This is a genomic window from Deferribacter thermophilus (assembly GCF_049472675.1).
Lineage (GTDB): Bacteria > Chrysiogenota > Deferribacteres > Deferribacterales > Deferribacteraceae > Deferribacter > Deferribacter thermophilus.
In genome coordinates this window covers 1-21321 of record NZ_JAPNXM010000002.1, presented here as the reverse complement: position 1 = coordinate 21321, position 21321 = coordinate 1, and the positions used below count along the sequence as shown (strand labels likewise).

Here is a 21321-nt window from a genome sequence, read left to right as displayed (position 1 = left end):
AGGTCAAGTCGCTGAACTAATCTAATGATTTGATATTTTATCAAAATATTTCTTATGCAATATCTTTTATTTTATTATTGCAAATTTTACACTGTTAATATAAAAAACATTATGCAATTTATAAAAATTATAATTATTCTTTTTATAGTATGCTCATCTACATTAGCCAAAGATAACTATACCCGTATAGGCGTCATCCTTTTTTCAAAGCAATTTGAAACTGCCTATTTAGGATTAAAAGATGGATTGACTGAATTGGGTTACAACCCAAAATTTCTTATAGAAAATATAAACGGTAACTTGTCATTGATAAAAGGTATATTAGAATCGTTCAAAAAAAATAATGTTGATATTGTTTTTACAACAACTACACCTGTTCTTAAAGAAGTAAAAAAATATAATAACAATTACAATTTCAAAATAGTTTTCAATGAAGTTGCAGACCCGAAAGAATTAGATGTTTTAGGAAGAAATATCACAGGAGTTTCCCACGAAGCATTTGAATTGACTCCAAAAAGGGTTGAAATGGCTTTATACTGCTTTCCAAAAATCAAACATATCTATTACATAACTCACGATAACCCTATTTTTAAATCACATATTAAATATTTCAATAAAGTGAATTACTTAAATATAAAAACTCCCTCAACTATTCTAAGTTATGATGAGTTACTCAAAAAAAAATGACTTTAAAAATAAATCAATAATAATTATAGCACCTATACCAGAATTAGCGAAAAATTTCAAAAATATTTTAGTTATAGCAGATAAATATAACATACCTGTTATCCCAATGGACAATTCTTTTATATACAAAGGTGCCACACTTAGCTATTCACCTGATTTTTACAACATAGGTAAACAAACTGCATTAATTATAAGTGCAATTTTAAATGGAGTCGATATAAATCTTATCCCCTATCAACAACCCCAAGAAATATCACTTTACATAAACAATTACAGAATTAAAAAATATAATTTGCAGATAAATCCACTTTGTAATTTACTATCAGAAAAGGTTGTAAATGAAGAGAAGTGAGCACTTTTCAACATTTCTTTTTAAAAGATTTTTACTAATAGCTTTAATTTTTATAATATTTTTTATAACTTATTTACTTTTCATACTAAAAACTGACTACAATAAGTTCATCAAAAATTATTTCGCAGACAGTATTAGTAAAATAGAAACAATAACAAAAACAAAATTTGTAAGTGAACATAAAAACCTAAAAAACATTGTAGAAATTTACTTAAAAGAACCAAACAGTTTAGATATAAATCTTTTTAAATATCAACTTTACAAACTAAAGAATCTCAAACATTTCTTTATAATAAAAAAAGACGAAGTAATCTTTAATTTTGGTAAAGTAAGGATATTAAGCCCAGAAGAAATTTTAAAATTTAATAAAAATGAAATTTCATTGGAAAAAGGTATTCTTTCCTATATTCTTGTGACAAAATTAGATGATTCAAAGATCATTTCAATATTTAACATCAATCAACTATTATTTGACTTGAAAAAAGAAATAGAGGCAGATATTCATCTGTATTCCAAAAACAATATACTTTTAACATTTTATACTCCAGAAATAATCCCATTTAATAAATCTAATGTTGATAAAATAGTTTCACATAAAAACTTTTATTTTTATACAAAATACTTACCTGATTTTAATGTATTCATAGTTTTAAAGAAAAATAAATCTTATTTCACACCTTATATTTACAACAACTTAAAATTTGCTATTGCTATAATTATAGCCTTAGTTGTTATAATTATTCTTATCACAAACACACTGAAAAAATATTTAATAGCTCCACTCAATAAGTTTTCAAACTCAATAAAAGATATTGAAGAAGGAAAAGGGATAAAAGAGATAACATATACAGAAATTATAGAATTTAATGATTTTTTGAAAAAATACTACGAAAAATTAGCAACTATCAAGGAATCAGAGCAAAATTTATTAAAGATTTTAAATACACTGGAAATGGGTATCTACATTATAGATAAAGATTACAATCTAAAATTTATGAATGAAGCAGAAAAACATTTTATCAATACCAATAATGAAGTAATTAATAAAAAATGTTATCAAGTCTTTGCAAACAGAAACACCCCGTGTGAAGGGTGTAACTATTTAAGTAAAATAGAAGCTACTTTAAGTGATTTTATCAATATAGCAAAACTTAGAAACAATAATGACCCAAGAAAATATGCAGTTATAAAAAGTTATAAAATTTCCGATAATTTCTTAATAGCAATACACGATTATACAATAACTATGCAATTAAATAAAAAAATACAATATGAAAAAGAAAAATTGGAAACTGTCATTAACCATGTAAAAGAAGGGATTGCATTAATAAACTTTGATGGTTCAATAGATATAGCTAATCAAGCATTTTATAATATCACATGTTTTGATAAAAATACAAATTTAATCAATGAATTAATTCTGGAATCAAACGGTGAAAAATATAATTTACTAAATTTACCAGATACATCAAACAGATACTACTTTACTAACAATAAAAACCAAACTTATATTTTAAATATTTTCAAAGCTCCTCTCTTTTTCAATACAAAAGGTGAAGGTTTTTTAATTGTTCTTTACAACATAACTGATGAAGTTCATCGTGAAATGGAAGAATTAAGAAAAAACAAATTAGAATCAATCGGATTGTTAGCTGGAGGGATTGCTCACGACTTTAACAATATACTAGCATCTATAAAAAATTATATATCTTTGGTAAAACTATCTGGTGCAGATAGTATCGATGTAATATATAAAATTGACGAAATTGTAGATCAGGGGAAAAATATTTCAAACAAACTTTTTACCTTATCATCTGGCGACATAGTTAAAAACGATATTATAAATCTAAAAGAGATAATTAATACAGCAAAAGAACTTTCACTTGCTGGGAGTAATATAACTTTAGATTTGAATTCCCAGTTAGATAATGTTTACATCAAAGGGGATGAAACCCAAATTTTTCAGGTATTTCAAAACCTTTTCATAAACGCTAAAGAAGCGATGAAAAATAAAGGTAAGATAACAGTTTTTATAGAAACCAAATATATAAGTAAGAACTTAATGGGATTAACAAAAGGGGACTATGCACTTATAAGAGTAAAAGATAATGGGCCAGGAATTGAAGAAGGTATTATAGATAAAATCTTCGACCCATATTTTTCAACAAAAGAAAGAGGAAGCGGACTAGGCCTTTTCATAACATACAACATCATTAAAAACCATAATGGCCATATAAGTGTTAAATCAATAAAAGGTGAAGGAACAGAGTTTATTATTTATCTTCCATTGGTAAGAAAGCAAGATGAAAAAGCTCAAAATGAAAATATCATGCATTTAGGACGGATAAGAAAGCGTATTTTAGTAGTTGATGACGATTTTTATATAAGAGATTCTATGAATCTTCTAATGAAATCAATAGGGTGTAGTGTAAAATCGGTTGCAACAGGTGAAGAAGCAATCGAAATGCTACAAACAGAAAAATTTGATATAATATTTGCTGACGTTACAGTTAAAGGTGGTATGGGTGCAAAAGATTTAATAAAATATCTCATCAAAAATAAGATAGATGTCAAAACTGTTGTTATGAGTGGTTATTCTGATGATGATTTACTCTCAAATTATCAAATTTATGGTTTTGCAGCAGCTCTCAAAAAACCTATAAATATAGATGATATTTATGCAATTTTGGAAAACTTATCTGACGAGGGGAAAAATGAGCTATAAACATTATAGTAATAAATCTTGTGAATTTTATCCCTGTCATAAATTGGAAAATCAAAATTGTTTATTTTGTTTTTGTCCTCTTTATTTTATCTCTGACTGTGGCGGAGATTACAAATTTACAAACGGTTATAAAGATTGCTCAGATTGTACAAAAAATCACGACGAAAACAGCTATGAATTTGTAATGAAAAAACTAAAAGAGATATTTGATAACCCTGACAAAGTTAATTTTATAACTAAAACCGAAAAATAACACTGTTTTGCTTATATTCTAATTAACTTTTTTCTGTATAAAATAACCATCATTTTACAGACAATATCTTGATATTATTACATTTTTAAATGATTTTTAAATAAAAACATAATTATTAAATTCCTACTTTTTTAATAGTTATTGCATATTTTTTTTTAAGGTTTATTAATAACTTTGGGTGTGTAAACATCCATAGATTGATTGGAGGTGACCTATGAAACAGAAACTTGAGAGGATTATATCAAAAGCAGCTGGTATGATCTTTCTTTTATTGTTAGTTGCTGTTGGTATAAAGCTTATAGCTTTCTGATTAAAAAAATAGGGGCTCATTAAGAGCCCTATTTTTTTAACTTACTAAAAGTTTTATTGCAAAGATAATAATACAAACAATCACAACTTTTTGTATAAAATTATGCCCTTTCTCCACAGTAACCTTTGTCCCAAGTAGAGCACCTATAATATTACCAACCCCAAGAATAAGCCCTAAAACAAAATCCACTTTATTATTTGCAATAAAAATTATCAGTGCAAAGATAGTAAATACCATAATAACAAAGGTTTTAATAGCATTACCTTCAACTAAATTAAATCCTGTCAAAGTTATACCTGCAAGGATCAAAAAACCTACACCAGCCTGCACAAACCCACCATAAATCCCTATAAGAAAAAACACTAAAAACAACACTACTTTTCTTTTAAAAGAATATTCCATATCTTTTGATTGTATATTTTTTACAGGATTTAAAATCGAAATAAATGTTATTACAATCATAATTATTGCAAGATATTTTTTAAATGCAGCATCGCTAATAATTGTAGCAAGATATGCCCCAAAAATCGCACCCATAGTAGCAGGAATTGATACAGCTAAAGCAAATTTAGCATTAAACACTTTATATTGATGAAATTTTCTTACAGCAAAAAGTGACTGTAAAAAAACACCAAGCCTGTTTGTGCCATTAGCAACTGTGGGCGGAAGCCCCATAAATATTAAAAGGGGGATTGTCAAAAAAGAGCCGCCACCAGCCAAAACATTTATAAAACCCGAAACAACTCCCACTATAAAAAGTAGTATCTCCAGCATCTTTTCCTCTCAATACTAAAAATAAAATAACAAATTTTTATTCATATTGCAAATAAGAAGACATTGTGCTATCAAAAAAACATGCATGAAGCAAGTATAGCTCAAAACATCTTGGATATTGCAATTGATACAGCAAAACAAAATGATGCTAAAATAATAAAAAAAGTTTTTGTTAAAATAGGAAAGTTAGCCGCTGTAGATATAAACTCTTTGTTATTTGCCTTTGACGCACTAAAAGAAGGAACCATAGCAGAAAACAGCACATTAGAAGTTGAAGAAGTTTTAATAAAAGGGGAATGTGAGGAGTGCGGCTTTATAAACAACTATGATGGTTATTTTTTTAGCTGTAAAAATTGCAACTCTTTAAATGTGAAAATAATCGAAGGGGAAGAATTAAATATAACAGAAATAGAGGTAGAATGATGGGAAATATAAAAGTAGAGACAAAAATTTTGACAAAAAATGAACAAAAAGCAAAATATTTGCGAATGCTCTTTAAGGAAAACAATATTCTTGTTTTAAACTTTTTATCATCACCTGGCAGCGGGAAAACATCACTATTAGAATCTATCCTGCCCATTTTAAAAGAAAAATATAATGTTGGAGTAATAGAAGGGGATCTTGCCACAGAGAATGATGCAGAAAGGATAAGAAAAATAGGAGTAACCTGCTATCAAATTAATACTCATGGAGCTTGCCATTTAGAATCAAGTGGTATCGAGAAAGCATTATCATCATTTTCATTAAAAGAGTTAAATATTTTAATAATAGAAAATGTTGGTAATTTAGTCTGCCCAGCTGAGTTTGATCTTGGAGAAGATTATAAAATAGCACTTATAAGTACTACCGAAGGAGAAGACAAACCAATCAAGTATCCAACTGTAATTAGGAACTCTTCTGCATTGATAATAAACAAAACAGACTTAATTCCAGTATTAGATTTTGATGTGGAAAAATGTAAAGCTTACGCTAGAGGGATAAATAGCAGTTTAGAAATATTTGAAACTTCATGCAAAACAAAAAGTGGCATTGATAATGTAATCAACTGGATTGAAGAAAAATACTATGAAAAAACAGGTTTATGCAGGTCTTGATGAGGTAGGCAGAGGTTGCTTTGCAGGGCCTTTAGTAGTTGCTGCAGTCATCTTGCCTTCTGACTTTAAAGATGAAAGAATTATTGACTCAAAAAAGATTTCAGAAAGGCAAAGGGAAAAGTTAGCTCAATATATAAAAGAGATTGCATTAGATTATAGTTTTGCAGTTGTTTGTAACAAAGTAATTGATAAAATAAACATTTTACAAGCTACAAAACAAGCAATGCATATAGCCTTATCTAAATTAAAATCAAAATATGATTTTATAGCGATAGATGCTGTGAAATTAAAAAATTATTATGGATGTGAAATCACCTCAGTGAACAAAGGGGAGTCAATATTTCAAAATATTGCTGCAGCATCAATAATAGCAAAAGTTTATAGAGACAATCTTATGAAAAAACTTCATATAAAATATCCAGAATATAACTGGTATAAAAACAAAGGTTATGGCACAAAAGAGCATATAGAGGCTATAAGAAAGTTTGGAATTTGTGAATTACATAGAAAAAGCTTTTTAAAAAACTATGTTTAATCTTGGAAAATTTGGGGAAAACAAAGCTGCTAAATATTTAGAAAAACAGGGGTATCAAATTTTAGAAAAAAATTTTAAATCAAAATATGGTGAAATAGATATAATCGCCCAAAAAGATAACCAGATTATTTTTATTGAGGTAAAAACAAGAAATAACAAAAAATTTGGAGCAGGTTTTGAAGCAGTTGACAATCGCAAAATAGAAAAAATAATTAAAACTGCAAACTTTTTTATAACAAAAAACAATTTTTTAGATAAGCTCATCCGCTTTGATGTAATATCAATCGATAAGGAAAAAATTACACATATTGAAAATGCATTTACTCTATAAAATATCATCTACCTTAAATATGATTACTCTTTCAAAAGGTTATCAAAAAAGGATACCTTTATAAGAGCTGCAACAGGAAGAGAAAAGATCATACCAGCGATACCAAAAAGCGATCCTCCAACCATTATGGCAAAAATAACTGCAACAGGGTGCAACCCCAAACTTTCACCAACAACCTTAGGCGTAACAAAATTACTCTCTATTACCTGAACCACAGCAAATCCAATTATTACATACAAGATATGTATAAAATCTTGAAACTGAATAATTACTAACAAAATAGAGGTAACAAACCCAACTATAAAACCCAGATATGGCACCATACTTAATAATCCAGAAATTACGCCAACAAAAACAGCACCATCAACACCAATAATTAACAATGTTATGCTATACATAACCCCCAAAAATATTGAAACAATAAACTGACCCCTAAAGTATCTTCTCAAAATATCATTGAACTTTTCTGCTTTGATTATAACATCTTCCAACCCTTTATTTTTTAATATGGTTCGTCCTTTATCAATCAACACATCGAAATCTTTTAAAAAATAAAAAACCAAAATGGGGACAATAGAATAAAGAATAATAAAATTTACAAAACTGCCCAGATAACCGCTTAAAGTACCAACAACATCCGATAATACATTAGAAATCTTCCCCAGATTTTTAATTATTGCACCTTTGATCTCATTTATATAAGGTTGTATAAGTAAATAATAGTTATACTCCTTTAGCTTCAAATCCAGCCTTTGTAAGTATTCAGGGATCTTTTTAAGTAAACTATTTATTTCGTTAACCATTATTGGAACTACAAAAATAAATGTCATAGTAAAAATTAAACTGAAAAATATAAAAACAATTATAACAGCAATTGTTCTGTTAATTTTCAAATTTTCCAATTTATCAACAATTGGATCTAAAAGATAAGAGATAAAAAATGCAAGGGCAAAGGGTGTAAGTAAGCTTTTTATCTTAAAAATAATAAATATAAAACATACAAGAAATAAAATAATCAAAAAATTTTTAAAATTTAATTCAATTTTCATAAAATCCATGCTAAAATTATAACATAGAAGAAAAAATTTATAAAGAATATTTAAAATGTTTTTATTATTTGAAAATAACCAAAACTTATTTGCAGTAGATATAAATGATGTTAAGAGTATCTTTTTGACCAAAAAAATATACCCACTACCTTTTTTTGAAAATATTCTGGTAGGGGTTTCAAATATAAAAGGTGATTTATACCCAATTTTTAATATAAATTATTTGTTTAAATTTCCAAATGTTTCCATATCAAGGAAACTGATACTTTTGCATAATGAATACAATTTTATACTTACAAGTGATGGAAAGATAAAGATAGAAAGCGATTTAGGTGAGAAGATTGAAAATTCAAACAACAATGAATTTATTACAAATATTTTTAAAAAAGATGAACAATTAGTATATAATCTTAACTTGGAAAATATAAAAAAACTAATAGCCCAAACACTCTCAAAGGAGGCACAATGAAAAAAATAAGCTTAAAAAATATTCTCATTTTAAGAATTTTTGCTCTTACTTTATTGTTTGCAATTTTTGCATACATTTTTTATTCAGTAATCAATAATCAAATAAAAGAAACAGGCAACCGATTATTAAAACAATACGCCCACAATATCAAATGGTTAATATACTCTGAAATTAATACCGAAGAAAATGCATTTGATAATTTAGCTTTAGAAAATTTAGAAAAATTACCAACCCTAAAATCAAAACTCTACGATGTAAAAACTTATAAATTAGAAAGTAGCTCACTACCAAAAGATTTAATTAGTTTAATAGTGAAAAATAAACAAATCAAATTTGTTTACTTAGATAACAGCAAACTGGTTATCAACAGATACCTATTAATTGGTAATAATATTCATCAACTGATATATAAAGCAAAACTTGATATTAACAATTCAATAGCTAATATAATAATTAAATATAATTCCACTGTTTTTAACTCAGAAAATAAAAAGGTTATTTCAGATATAATAATTGATAACTCAAATAATTCACTGCTTTTAAACTTTGCAGACTTAAATTTTGATATCTATTTTATTCCAAAATACAACCATTTCTTATCTTCAAACAAGGTGGTATCTATAATTATCTTAACAATCTTTCTTTATATCATCTGGCTAATCACTGAGCTACTTTTCATAAGATTTTCAACCAAACCGCTTTTCAATCTATTCACAAACTTTAAAGCGATAAAAAAAGGGGAAAAAGAGGTCACATTTAAAGATTTTAATATAATTGAATACGATCTAATCGCAAAAGCTGCCGAAGAAACCCTGACAGAGCTAAAATCTAATGAACTAAAAGTACTTACCATTTTATCAAGATTACCTATCCCCGTAGCCATGTTAGATAAAAGTCTAAATATTATTTTTAAAAATAGATTTTTTGATGAATTATTTAATCTTGATAAAGATACAGATTATAATTTTTATAATATCATACCTGAAAGCTTAAAAATTCTTGAAGAAAACTTAGACAAATTTGTAAATTCAATTAAACAAAAAACAAAATTTGAGTTATTTGATGTAAAAAATAATGCCTACTTTATAGTAAGACTGACCAAACTGTTTGATACAGAAAATAAGCTGTTGGGGTACTTGATTACATTTCATGACATCACAAGTCAAAAAATTGAGCAAAAAGCTCAAGAAGAAAGAGCTAATAAACTTGAAAAAATTTTATTAAATATAGAAGAAGCCGTTTCACATCTCACAAGCTCCTCATCAGAGCTTGAGACAAACGCCAATTCATTAAGTGCTATGTTAGCACAACAAAATGCCACTGTAGCCGAATCGAATACTTCAATAATGGAGTTAAATACCTCAACGGAGCAGATTTTAACCACTCTTAATAATATCGCACAAAAAAGTGATACAATAAACGAAATCACTCTTCAAACCGAAAACTCACTTAGTGAATCAAACGAAGGGATGAAAGAGTTAACAAACAAAGTAAAGGAAGTATTTGAGATAATAAATAACCTAAACAACAAAACAAATGAAATCAAAAAGATATTAAAAACAATTTATGAAATTTCAGAGCAAACAAATATTTTATCCCTAAATGCTTCAATAGAAGCTGTTAGAGAGTCTTCTACAAATGAAAGCTTTAAAATAATCGCTGAAGAAATAAGGGATTTAGCTGAAAAAACATATAATTTTACCTCCGAAATTGAAAACAATATAGAACAAATTAATAACTTTAGCACAACAGCAGTAATGATTGCTGAAGAAACAATAAAAAATATAAATGAAGGCTACAACGACATAAAATCACTATCAGAAAACTTTGAACAGATTTTCAATTCTTTAAAAGATTTAAATACAAATTTATATGAAATAATAAATTCTGTTAAAGATTTAAAACAAGCAACAAACGATATCTCAAACAGCTCAAATGAAATTACTATGGCTATGAAAGATGCCCTAAACGCTGCAAACAACTCTTTACAAACTGCCCAAGATATTAAAGCTGTAACAAAAACATTAAAAGAAACTATGGAAGTAATAAAAAAATTATAACATTGATAAAACTATGAATATCGATAAAAAGTTATTCGATGTCTTTATTGAAGAATTACAGGAACACTTACAAAACATTAGAACCCATATCAATAGTTTTTTTGAAACTGATGATGTAGCAGTTTTTAATCAAATTATCAAAGAATTACACACATTAAAAGGCTCTTCTGCAATCATAGGTTTTAAAAGATTAACGGATATCTTTCACAACCTTGAAAATTATTTCAACAAGATAAAAACGAATCTAAATGAAAGTGATAAAGTTAAAATAGTAGAACTTATTGACCAATTGGAAAAAATACCAAACAATTTAGACAATCCTGAAGACATTTGCACAAATATTAATAATATACTTTCAGGAAAAACTGTTTCAAGTTCACCCACATTAGATAAAAGTGTTCATCATTCAAATAAAGTTGACCAAAATAAAATAGTAGAAATAAAAAAAGATTATTTTGAAATCCAAAACGAAATTCACAACATTTTAGAAAAAATTAATATTGAAAAATATCTAAAAAAGAAAATTTATGCAAAATTAGAGTCATTAGGTTACAAACTTAACAGATTAAATCTAAAATCTTTTTCCATACTTGATGAAAAAATCAAAAATATTGCCTTTTCCACAGCATCAAAATTTAACAAAAAGATAAAAGTTGTTATAGAAAATTCTGATGTCGAAGCTGACGAAACAATTATAAATGTAATAAATGAAGCTTTAGTCCACATTGTAAGAAACGCAGTATATCATGGGGTAGAATCACCTGCTGAAAGGAAAAAGTCAAATAAAAGTGAGACTGGAACTATAAAAATTTCATATCACAAACTTAATGATCGTATACTTATCACCGTTGAAGATGATGGACAAGGTATAGATATAGAAAAAGTTATTGCAAAAGCAATTGAAGCAAAACTAATTTCAAAAGAAGAGTTAAAAGATTTAAATGAAGAAAGTGTAATAAACCTCATTTTTTCCGATAAAATTTCCACTTCTGAAACTATCGATGAAGTAAGTGGCAGAGGCGTGGGTATGCAAATTGTTAAAGAGAAAATAGAAAGTATCGGTGGAATAATTGAAGTGGAAACGGAAAAGCATAGATATACAAGATTTCTATTAAATGTCCCTTTTACATTCCAAAGTATTATGACAAAAATTATCTATTCAGCAGGACTTGATTTAGCTATCCCACTAACTTTTATAGACTCAATTGAAAAATATGACGAAAATAAGCTGATTTCAAAAGATAATAAAAAATACTATCAACATAAAAACAAACTATACTCAACTATTAGCTTAGCAAATCTTCTTAACATCACAAATGTTAAGGAAAAATTGATAATGTTTTTCAAAAATTCCGCTACCGCTTTAATATTTGAATCGGCAAAAGAGAATATCCTTTTAGATATAATAAAATTAAAAGGTTTTAATGGAGCTTATAAACATTATATCGGTTTTTCTACTTATAACAATGCTCCTATAGGTATCCTTTCACCATCAGAACTTGATGGAAAACCTTTAATTGTTCCTCAAACAACTGAAGATTCTTTTTCTACCAAACCAAGTGCTAAGAAAACTGTACTAATTGTTGATGATAATAAAATAATACTGAATACACTGGAAAATATCCTCGAGAATAATTACAAAATTATAAAAGCTAAAAATGGCATTGAAGCTATCAATATACTAAAATCTAACGAAGTAAATTTAGTATTAACTGATATAGAGATGCCAGAAATGGACGGTTTTACTTTAATCCAAAAAATTAGAGAAAAGGATGACCATCTACCGATAATTGTGTTAACCTCAAGAGGTGATCAGAAAGATATACAAAACGGTATGAACTTAGGTGCAAACGGTTATTTTATAAAAAAGGATTTTGATAATCAGGCTCTTTTAAAAAAAATTAAAGAGTTGATATGAAAAAAAATATTTTAATTGTAGAAGATTCCCCATATTTTAGGACATCTCTCATAGAAAGATTAAGCCATTACAAAGATATCAATATATTAGGTTATGCGGCAGATGGGATTTCTGCTGTTAGAATGTTTGCAGAATTAAGGCCTGATGTTGTACTTTTAGATTTAATGCTACCCAAAATGAATGGAGACGCTGTCGCAGAATCAATTATGAGTATTAATCCTACACCTATCATTCTAATGACCTCTTTATCAGATTTCGAAATAGAAAAAAGCTTCATACTAAATATAGATTACTTCGTTGATATTATAAAAAAACCTTTAGAAATTGATGATGAGTTTTTACAAAAAGTATATATAAGGATTAAAAATTCATCTAAAATACAAATAAAAAATACCAACACTCAACTTGGCTTACATAAAAAACAATTAGACAATTACCCTAAAAAAGAGGCACTTGAGTCAATCCTTGTTATAGGGGGGTCAACAGGTGGGCCAAAAGTCTTAAAATCAATTATACCATTAATATCAAATATTAAGAATTTACCAGTAATTGTAGCAAATCATTATGAATTTGGATTCGAGGTTCAACTAAAAGACTGGTTATCAGGTTTATCTAATAAACAGACTGCTTTAATAACTGATTGTCTACCAGTTGAAGACAAAGTTTATATAGCCCCCACAGCTTACAATTTCGTTATTGAAAAAAATATGTTTAAGCTAACACCAATTGATAAACAGCAAGCATATTACCCATCAATAAATAATGTTTATAAATCTATTGCATCAGCTTATAAAAATAAATGTATAATTTTTCAGATAACTGGTATGGGGTATGACGGTTTAGATGGTATTAAATATGCAAAAGATGTTGGTGCCAAAATCATTGTTCAAGATCCTGAGACTGCTGTTGCCCCTAGTATGCCAAAATGTGCTTTATCTTATGCTGATCATATCATAAAACCTGAAGAGATTATAGATTACCTATGAAGAAAAACATTGTTGTAGCTGTAAATAGTCTTTTGATAAAAACTTTGATTAAAGAAACATTCATAAATGATAACATAATAGAAATATCATCTATCGATGAATTATTTAGACTGGGTAATATCGAAAATGCAGTCTTTATTGTAGAAAACGCCTTTTTATACGAAATAAACCCTGGATATTTAATGGCATTATCAGAGAAAAATAACAATTTAAACAAATCTATACTTTTAATAACTTCAAATCCAAAACTAATAACATTATACTCTATAACACTACCAAACATTATTGTATCATCCAATGAAAATATAAAAATTTCTTTTGAAAGATTAGAGTTTTGCTCTATAGATTTTGCGATAAACAATCAATACAATGTCTTAAATTTTAAAACTTACAGATACTATTTATATCAAAAATTTTTAGAAGTTTATTCAAATAACATCCTTGATAACTTATTAGATCTAAATACTTACTTTAATGAATTAATATATTTATTCAATCTAATATTCGATATTGATAAATTATTAATCGAGTTTAAAACAGATTATGGTACTTACATTTTTACCACACTGCAAAAGGATAGTTTAAATTTAATTTATAAATCGTTAGAAAATTACAAAATCTTTAATCCAGAAAATACAGTAGAATTACATCACGAAGATATCCATCACTATTTCCCTATTAACATAAATGGTGATCAAAAAGGTAAATTTCATATTTTTTACAGACAGCAAGAAGTTGATGATACCCTTTTCGAACTAACCCCAGCTCTTTTAAATATTTTAAAGAAATTCTACTATTTCCTATCAACAACTTTGCATAAAGAAGCTTTTAGAAACAAATGTGTTGATTTAGACAAAATAAAGATAATTCTAAATACGATTTTCAACGAACCTTTGCCTGATAGTATTAAAATAATAAATACAAGATCACATACTTCGTCTTTCAAAAAAGATGACTCACATTACATAATATCAACTCATACCTCTTTGTACAATCACTCTATTATTACAATTTACTTTTATCATCTAACAAGCAGTTTATCTGACTTTTCAGAAATACTAAATCACTTAAATATCTTTATTCTTAAAAACTTGTTAAAATTTTTCCCAACACCTCTTTCAGTAATAAAAATCGAAAACGATAAACTTCTCTTTAGTGCAACAAATAATATGCCACTTGTTAATAGTGAATCATCCGATTTAATTTTTTGTAATAATTCTTATTTTGGTATGTACAAAAACCTTGACATTGATTTTAAAATGTTAAATATAAAAAGGTCTCTCACATATATCCATCTACCAGATTATTTATTCTTTTCTGAGGAGGAGAGGAAAAAGATTTTGGATAAGGTGCGTAATGACTATTGATTGTACTGATAACATAATATCATTAGTCAAATCTTTTTCTGGGTTAAACATTGTTGGCTCCATTAAAGATAATTTTAATAAGACCTTATCCAAATGGATTGATTACTACAAATCTTCAAAAAATGTTTACGAATTACTGAGAAATGATCGCACTGCACTTTTTAATTTCTTATCAGAAATAACTATCAATGAATCCTTTTTTTATAGAAATAAAAGCCACTTTACAATTTTAAAAACTATAATAAACAATTTACAAAACAAAAATATCAAAATCTTATCAATAGGTTGTTCAAATGGATGTGAGCCTTACACAATAGCTATCGAATTAATTGAAAACTTTGGCATAAATCATCCAACATCAATAGTCGGTATAGATATCAGCAAAGAACAGATAGAACATGCCAAAACAGGTATCTATCAAAAATGGTATCTAAGAAATACACCTTTATCAATAGTTGATAGATATTTTGATAAAATCGATGAAAATAATTATAAAATTAAAGATTTTGTCAAAAAGAATATAACATTTCTTCATAAAAACCTCTTTGAGTTTGATGAAAAAAATTTCGATATTGTTTATTGTAGAAATATCCTAATCTATTTTGACAAAGAGGATACTGAAAACACTATAAAAAAAATAGATGAGATAACAAATAAGCATGCCACAATAATCTTTGGCAACTCTGATATTCTATCAGTCCCAATAAACACTTTTGAAAGATATGAAATCGATGGAGTAACTGTATTTAAGAAAAAAACATCTACAGATGAGACATCAGAGAAAGCTAATAATGATAAAATTAAATCAGAAACAATTATAAAAAAGCAACCTATTATTACAGATATAAAAATAAGAACTCGTAAAAATACCGAAAAGTCAGAAACAGAGCTTTTTGATAAAGCACTGGCACATTTTACAAATAATAATTACGATGAAGCTGCTGCAATTTTTAGAAAGATTTTTGAGAATCTTAACCCTACAAATAATCGAGCAAAAATATTCTACCTAATTTGTCTAATTAAGCAAAATCTAATTGATGATGCAGAAAACTTTTTAAATTACTCTATTGATAACAATATCCTATCCTACGAGCTATTCCTTATCAAAGGGATTCTAAATTTTTATAAAGGTGATTATGAAAACTCTAAAAACGAACTTAGAAAATCTATCTACCTCAAAACCGATTCTTCACCAGCATGGTTTTACTACGGTTTAGCATTGTTAAAGTTAAATGAAAGAGATGAAGCCAAAAAAGCTTTTGAAAAGGCTTTAATGTTTTTAGATGAAAACACGGATAACAACCTCATCTACATCAGCGAACTATCTGCAGATGGTCTAAAAAATATAATAAATTCTTATCTTTCCCAACTTAATTAAAGTGAAATATTGCTTTTTTTCCCAAATTGTTATACTTCATAAAAGCTTAAAATATGGAGGTAAGGATGATAGTCAGATTAAAGGATATTGAGCCAAAAGAGGTTTTAAAGCCAAAAGAGGGGCGCGGTTCACTTATAAATTTTGCTTATGAGGTAGTAACTAAATTTGGTGGTAAAATAAAAATGTTTTCTGTAATAGAGTTAAAACCTGATTCAAAAGTAGGTTATCATACACACGAAAATGATATGGAAATATATCTTATGCTTGATGGAAAAGCCATTGTAAATGATAACGGTGTTGAAGAGCTATTATCGCCAGGGGATATGCTTATAACCCCAAAAGGGGAAAGTCACTCCATTGAAAACAAAACAAACGAACCAATAACCTTTTTAGCGGTAATAATAGAATGAAACAGATAAGTATTGATGAGACACCTGTTTTTATAGGGACAAGTGGTTATAAATTTAGAGATTGGATTGGCAAATTTTATCCTAAGGGTACATCAAATTTTCACATGCTCCCCTTTTATGCGCAAAAAGATTATCTAAATTTTTTAGAGATGACTTTCACTTTTTATAATATACCTTACTTAAAAACTATAAAAAGCATTTTAGATAGATCAGGAGATTTAACATTTTCAGTGAGATTAAATAAAAGATTTCTTAAAGGTAGATACAATCAACAAGATGTAAAAGATTTTTTACACGGTTTAACCCCTATTATTGAAAAAGATAGGTTAGCTGCTTTTTTTGCTGATTTTAATTATGCTTTTTCAGCATCAAAAGAGAATTTCGAACTTATTGAAAAATTATCCAATGATTTTAAAGGTTTCCCAATTTTTTTTGAGCTTCCAAACAGGACATGGTATAAAAGCAGATTCCTTGAGCTATTTCAGGAAAAGAGGATAGGGTTAGTTGTTGTAGATATGCCTCAAATAAAAGGTTTAGCACCTTATTACCCATTTTCATCTAACAATTTCACTTATTTCAGGCTTTATGGAAAGAGTAAATACTGGCTTACACCGGAAGATAAAATCTTAGATTATGACTACAGCTTAGAGGAATTAAATCAGATTTATAATGATATCAAAGTATTATCACTTACAAGTAAAAAAGTTTTTATCAGTTTTTGCAATGTTATAGATGCTAAAGCCTGTAAAAACGCAAAGCAATTTTACGACATAATAAACGAAAATGAAAAAATTTAAAAAAGCTGCTGCACTAAAATATGAGCAAGGTAAAGACAAAGCACCTAAACTATCTGCTAAAGGTAAAGGGCTGATTGCAGAAAAAATAATAAAAAAAGCACAAGAGCATGGCGTTTTTATAAAAGAAGATCCAGACTTAGTAGAAGTGCTTTCTACATTAGATCTTTACGAAGAAATCCCAGAATATTTATATCAAGCTGTTGCAGATATATTGATTGAGATTTACAAATTAAACAACAGCGTTAAAAACAACAAATAAATACCCTTTGATTTTTCCAATTGCAGTTATATAATAACAAAAAACTTGTGGGGGGTTATGATGAAAGCTGTAATTTGTGACGGTTTTGGTGGTATTGATGTATTGAAAATTATCGATACTGAAATCCCAAAACCAAAAGAAAACCAGGTTTTAATAAAAGTTGCTGCGACATCCATTAATAGACCTGATTTAGTACAAAGAGAGGGTAAGTATCCACCACCACCTGGAGAATCAGAGATTTTGGGATTAGAGGTTGCAGGGATAATTGAAGAGGTAGGATCAAATGTAAAAGGGTGGAAAAAAGGTGATAGGGTTGCGGCACTTGTTGGTGGTGGGGGGTATGCAGAATATGCCGTTGCCTATGCAGACCATTTAATACCAATACCAGAGAGTATGACCTTTGAAGAAGCTGCTTGTATTTGTGAATCATATATTACAGCCTTTTTAAATGTAATATTGTTAGGTGAATTGAAAGATGACAACTATGCTATTTTTCATGGTGGTGGAGGTGGAGTAAATACTGCTGCTATCCAGATAACAAGAGCAATCAGAAATAATGTTAAAATCATAGTAACAGTTTCTCCTGAAAAAATGGAAAGAGTTAAAGATTTAGGAGTAGATTTATTAATCAACTATAAAGAGCATCCCGATTTCTCCAAAATTGTTAGAGAATTTACAAATAAAAGAGGTGCTGATGTTATTTTAGATCATATAGGAGCTGCTTATTTAGAACCAAATATAAAATCATTAGCTTACGGTGGAAGACTTGTAATTATTGGTGTTACAAGCGGGATAAAAGCTGAAATTAACCTTGGACTTGTTATGGTAAAAAGGCATAAAATTATCGGTTCAGTTTTGCGTTCAAGACCTATAGAAGAAAAAGCAGAAATTATCAAAGCCTTTAATGAGCAGGTAATGCCAAAATTTGCCGACAGAACAATAATACCTATTATACATGCAATATTTCCTTTAGATGAAGTAAAAAAAGCTCATCAAACTATGGAAGAAGACAAACATTTTGGAAAAATCGTCCTAAAAATTGCAGATCTTTAATCATTTAGCATAAGGTAGTTGTAAGGCGCATTACAACTACCTTTTTTGTAAATTTTAGCTTGATTATCTTAAATATATTCATATAATTGTATAGTTATATTTTTATCGGGGGAAGTAATGGATAAAGAGTGGTTGGAAAAATATGCGGATAAATTCAAAGCTTTGGGACATCCAATTAGACTTCAGATAGTAATAGGTTTATTAAATAATGAGTGTAATGTAACCAAAATATGTGAAGGGCTTAAAATACCTCAAGGTACCACAAGCCAGCATCTTATTGCATTAAAAAATAAAGGGATTTTAGAATCTAAAAGGGAAGGGAACACTGTTTGCTATTATGTAGTAGATGAAGCAATAAAAGAGATAATAAATACTTTAGTTAGCGTCACCGGAGTAGATCCAACTTGTAAGTAATATTAGTAGTTTAATATAAAATTTTATTGACAACTGTTATCTGTTTTGCTATTGATACAATTCCTAAGCGGTTGCGCCCATAGCTCAACAGGATAGAGCAACGGACTTCTAATCCGTAGGTTGGAGGTTCGAGTCCTCCTGGGCGCGTTTCAGATTTCTTATGGTGGGCGTAGCTCAGTTGGTAGAGCCCTGGGTTGTGGCCCCAGTGGTCGCGGGTTCAAGTCCCGTCGCTCACCCTTTTTTTGTTTTGCGAGTGTGGCGGAACTGGTAGACGCGCTAGACTTAGGATCTAGTGCCGCAAGGCGTGGGGGTTCGAGTCCCTCCACTCGCATAAACGCGGGTGTAGCTCAGCTGGTAGAGCGTGACCTTGCCAAGGTTGAGGTCGCGGGTTCGAGTCCCGTCACCCGCTTTTCTCTTTTTCAAATTTAACTTAAAACAATGGATTAATTATAGATATTTTTAAAGTCTTACAGAGACTATTAATTCCCTTTAAAATAACCGTTTTTCTTGTATCTACCACTTAAAATATATTCTACAGCATCAAATATTAGCAAATTTAAGGAATCTTCATCTAAATTATCAAAAAGTTCTTTATAATCAGCTTCACTCAGCTCGGTAAATACATTAACGATTTCTGGATCAAAATAATTGCCGCTATAACTCTTTATTATATTCATTGCTTTATCAAAGCTATATGCTTGTTTGTAAGGTCTTTGCGATATTAGCGCATCAAAAACATCAACAACACTAAATATTCTCGCAACTATTGGTATCTCATCACCTTTCATCCCAAAAGGGTACCCTTTCCCATCCCATCTTTCATGATGATACAGTATTACATCCTTTGCTACCCCCAATATTTCATTTTCCTTTATTACATTATATCCATATTCAACATGCTTTCTAATAATATCTATTTCATCTTCAGTTAAACTACTATTTTTAAAGATAATCTTATCAGGGATTCCAACTTTACCCAGATCATGCAAATACGCACCAATTATCAACTGCCCCTTTTGATATCTGTTCAAATTAAACTTATCAGCCAGATACATTGATAATACAGCAACCCTCTCTCCGTGCCCCTCTGTTTCTATATCCTTTAATTCCAGCACCTTTGCCAAAGTCCTAATACTATCAAAATGTGATCTCCACAAGCCTTCATAAGACTCCCTCAAATTCTTATCATACTCTATTAATTCTCTTAATGCCTTTTTAAACTGTGTATAAAGCACTATATAAATTATCACAGGTATAGTTAAACCAATTAGCATAACAATTATCGATTGTGGTCCTAAAAAGTAAAAAACTGGGGGCTTTGCATAAAATTCAAAAACAATATTCTCCCCACTGTTCATCTTAATTGGCCAATAAATTTCGAAAAGGAACCTTTTAAAATCATTTAGATATTCGTTTTCAGCTTTACTCATAAAATTTGTTTTAATGACAGGTTTACCACTTTTAATTACTTCCACTAACTCTTCATTTTCGAAAGTTTTTCCTAAAATTTTTTTGTTTACTAACGAATAGATTACCTTATTGTCCTTCCAAACTTTAAGTTCAATAATATCCAAGTATTTATTAATATAAAAAATCTTATCTTCTAACTCTTTTATCAAATCAGTATAATTAGTAGTAGTCTCGATCTCATGTTTTACAACTATTTCAATTTTTTCCCTTAGAAGATTTTTAAAATGAACCAGTTCAACAAAGTATACAATAAACGGAAGTGTACTCATAAACAGTAAAATAAATAAAATGGTAAACAAAACAGTCCTTCTAAAAAACTCTTTTTTTAATACCAAAATATTTTCACTAATGTTGCACCCCAAAAATTAAATTACAGCGATTAAATTAATTCTTTTAATTATACTATTTAACATCTAGTTATTACATCATGAGCATAACTACCCTTATACCTCAAAAAAACTCACTTTCGCAATAAATGAGTCGTGCTTCATTGCAAGGCAATATAAACTATTAAACACTCTCTTTTATTATAATAGAATATTTAGAAATTTCTTCCACCATGATAGTGACACTGTTGACAGTTTGTATTATTAATTTGATGCATATATTTATCTCCATTATGACAAGATT

At 28.5% G+C, this 21321-nt stretch carries 22 protein-coding genes and 4 tRNA genes; 23 read left to right on the top strand and 3 right to left on the bottom strand.

Going from position 1 to position 21321, the window contains the following annotated elements; translation table 11 throughout:
• The first annotated feature begins 111 nt into the window (after positions 1-111).
• From OWM07_RS02060 to OWM07_RS02045, 4 genes are read left to right on the top strand one after another with little or no spacing between them, the layout of a single operon-like run.
• Positions 112-687 (top strand): ABC transporter substrate binding protein, encoded by a 576-nt coding sequence (locus OWM07_RS02060; protein ID WP_423302013.1) that lies wholly within the window; start codon positions 112-114, stop codon positions 685-687.
• Positions 665-1039 (top strand): ABC transporter substrate binding protein, encoded by a 375-nt coding sequence (locus OWM07_RS02055; RefSeq protein ID WP_423302012.1) that lies wholly within the window; start codon positions 665-667, stop codon positions 1037-1039. The genes OWM07_RS02060 and OWM07_RS02055 overlap by 23 nt, the downstream gene beginning before the upstream one ends.
• Complete coding sequence (locus OWM07_RS02050) at positions 1026-3764, top strand: hybrid sensor histidine kinase/response regulator (RefSeq protein ID WP_423302011.1); 2739 nt, start codon at positions 1026-1028, stop codon at positions 3762-3764. The genes OWM07_RS02055 and OWM07_RS02050 overlap by 14 nt, the downstream gene beginning before the upstream one ends.
• Complete coding sequence (locus tag OWM07_RS02045; RefSeq protein ID WP_423302010.1) at positions 3754-4017, top strand: cysteine-rich small domain-containing protein; 264 nt, start codon at positions 3754-3756, stop codon at positions 4015-4017. The genes OWM07_RS02050 and OWM07_RS02045 overlap by 11 nt, the downstream gene beginning before the upstream one ends.
• Before the next feature lie 346 nt (positions 4018-4363).
• Here OWM07_RS02045 and OWM07_RS02040 read toward each other — a convergent pair whose 3' ends face one another.
• Positions 4364-5101: a sulfite exporter TauE/SafE family protein gene (locus OWM07_RS02040; protein WP_423302009.1), complete on the bottom strand. Its 738-nt coding sequence runs from the start codon at positions 5099-5101 to the stop codon at positions 4364-4366.
• An 81-nt stretch (positions 5102-5182) separates the two neighbouring features.
• Here OWM07_RS02040 and hypA point away from each other — a divergent pair, with 81 nt between their 5' ends.
• The 4 genes from hypA to OWM07_RS02020 are packed head-to-tail and all read left to right on the top strand — an operon-like array spanning position 5183 to position 7061.
• A complete protein-coding gene (gene hypA, locus OWM07_RS02035; protein WP_423302008.1) occupies positions 5183-5524 on the top strand; it encodes a hydrogenase maturation nickel metallochaperone HypA in 342 nt (113 codons plus the stop codon).
• Entirely contained in the window at positions 5524-6195 is a 672-nt protein-coding gene (hypB, locus tag OWM07_RS02030; RefSeq protein WP_423302007.1) for a hydrogenase nickel incorporation protein HypB, read from the top strand. Before hypA ends, hypB begins: the two co-directional genes overlap by 1 nt.
• Positions 6167-6730, top strand: a complete 564-nt coding sequence (locus tag OWM07_RS02025) for a ribonuclease HII (RefSeq protein ID WP_423302006.1) — start codon at positions 6167-6169, stop codon at positions 6728-6730. The genes hypB and OWM07_RS02025 overlap by 29 nt, the downstream gene beginning before the upstream one ends.
• Entirely contained in the window at positions 6723-7061 is a 339-nt protein-coding gene (locus OWM07_RS02020; RefSeq protein ID WP_423302005.1) for a YraN family protein, read from the top strand. The genes OWM07_RS02025 and OWM07_RS02020 overlap by 8 nt, the downstream gene beginning before the upstream one ends.
• Before the next feature lie 23 nt (positions 7062-7084).
• Here the strand turns inward: OWM07_RS02020 and OWM07_RS02015 are convergent, their stop codons facing one another.
• On the bottom strand, positions 7085-8119 hold the full coding sequence (locus OWM07_RS02015) for an AI-2E family transporter (RefSeq protein ID WP_423302004.1): 1035 nt from the start codon (positions 8117-8119) through the stop codon (positions 7085-7087).
• Between the two features lie 46 nt (positions 8120-8165).
• On the opposite strand from OWM07_RS02015, the gene OWM07_RS02010 reads away from it, so the two are divergent.
• From OWM07_RS02010 to OWM07_RS01940, 15 genes are all read left to right on the top strand, one after another.
• Positions 8166-8579 carry a chemotaxis protein CheW gene (locus OWM07_RS02010; protein ID WP_423302003.1) on the top strand — a complete coding sequence of 138 codons (414 nt, stop codon included), beginning with the start codon at positions 8166-8168 and terminating at the stop codon, positions 8577-8579.
• On the top strand, positions 8576-10639 hold the full coding sequence (locus OWM07_RS02005) for a methyl-accepting chemotaxis protein (protein WP_423302002.1): 2064 nt from the start codon (positions 8576-8578) through the stop codon (positions 10637-10639). The genes OWM07_RS02010 and OWM07_RS02005 overlap by 4 nt, the downstream gene beginning before the upstream one ends.
• Positions 10640-10652: 13 nt before the next feature.
• On the top strand, positions 10653-12557 hold the full coding sequence (locus OWM07_RS02000) for a hybrid sensor histidine kinase/response regulator (protein ID WP_423302001.1): 1905 nt from the start codon (positions 10653-10655) through the stop codon (positions 12555-12557).
• Positions 12554-13543: a chemotaxis protein CheB gene (locus OWM07_RS01995; protein ID WP_423302000.1), complete on the top strand. Its 990-nt coding sequence runs from the start codon at positions 12554-12556 to the stop codon at positions 13541-13543. Before OWM07_RS02000 ends, OWM07_RS01995 begins: the two co-directional genes overlap by 4 nt.
• On the top strand, positions 13540-14910 hold the full coding sequence (locus OWM07_RS01990; protein ID WP_423301999.1) for a hypothetical protein: 1371 nt from the start codon (positions 13540-13542) through the stop codon (positions 14908-14910). Before OWM07_RS01995 ends, OWM07_RS01990 begins: the two co-directional genes overlap by 4 nt.
• Positions 14900-16288: a CheR family methyltransferase gene (locus tag OWM07_RS01985; protein WP_423301998.1), complete on the top strand. Its 1389-nt coding sequence runs from the start codon at positions 14900-14902 to the stop codon at positions 16286-16288. Before OWM07_RS01990 ends, OWM07_RS01985 begins: the two co-directional genes overlap by 11 nt.
• Before the next feature lie 65 nt (positions 16289-16353).
• Positions 16354-16698: a cupin domain-containing protein gene (locus OWM07_RS01980; protein WP_423301997.1), complete on the top strand. Its 345-nt coding sequence runs from the start codon at positions 16354-16356 to the stop codon at positions 16696-16698.
• On the top strand, positions 16695-17495 hold the full coding sequence (locus tag OWM07_RS01975; RefSeq protein ID WP_423301996.1) for a DUF72 domain-containing protein: 801 nt from the start codon (positions 16695-16697) through the stop codon (positions 17493-17495). Before OWM07_RS01980 ends, OWM07_RS01975 begins: the two co-directional genes overlap by 4 nt.
• Complete coding sequence (locus OWM07_RS01970) at positions 17482-17754, top strand: EscU/YscU/HrcU family type III secretion system export apparatus switch protein (RefSeq protein ID WP_423301995.1); 273 nt, start codon at positions 17482-17484, stop codon at positions 17752-17754. Before OWM07_RS01975 ends, OWM07_RS01970 begins: the two co-directional genes overlap by 14 nt.
• Positions 17755-17814: 60 nt before the next feature.
• On the top strand, positions 17815-18807 hold the full coding sequence (locus OWM07_RS01965; RefSeq protein ID WP_423301994.1) for an NAD(P)H-quinone oxidoreductase: 993 nt from the start codon (positions 17815-17817) through the stop codon (positions 18805-18807).
• Between the two features lie 117 nt (positions 18808-18924).
• Complete coding sequence (locus OWM07_RS01960) at positions 18925-19221, top strand: ArsR/SmtB family transcription factor (protein WP_423301993.1); 297 nt, start codon at positions 18925-18927, stop codon at positions 19219-19221.
• Between the two features lie 73 nt (positions 19222-19294).
• Positions 19295-19368: transfer RNA gene (locus OWM07_RS01955), tRNA-Arg, on the top strand.
• A 16-nt stretch (positions 19369-19384) separates the two neighbouring features.
• Positions 19385-19457 (top strand) — tRNA-His (locus OWM07_RS01950).
• A 13-nt stretch (positions 19458-19470) separates the two neighbouring features.
• Positions 19471-19552, top strand: a tRNA-Leu gene (locus tag OWM07_RS01945).
• A 5-nt stretch (positions 19553-19557) separates the two neighbouring features.
• Positions 19558-19630: transfer RNA gene (locus OWM07_RS01940), tRNA-Gly, on the top strand.
• Positions 19631-19700: 70 nt separating this feature from the next.
• Here the strand turns inward: OWM07_RS01940 and OWM07_RS01935 are convergent.
• Entirely contained in the window at positions 19701-20960 is a 1260-nt protein-coding gene (locus OWM07_RS01935) for an HD domain-containing phosphohydrolase (RefSeq protein ID WP_423301992.1), read from the bottom strand.
• Positions 20961-21321 lie beyond the last annotated feature (361 nt).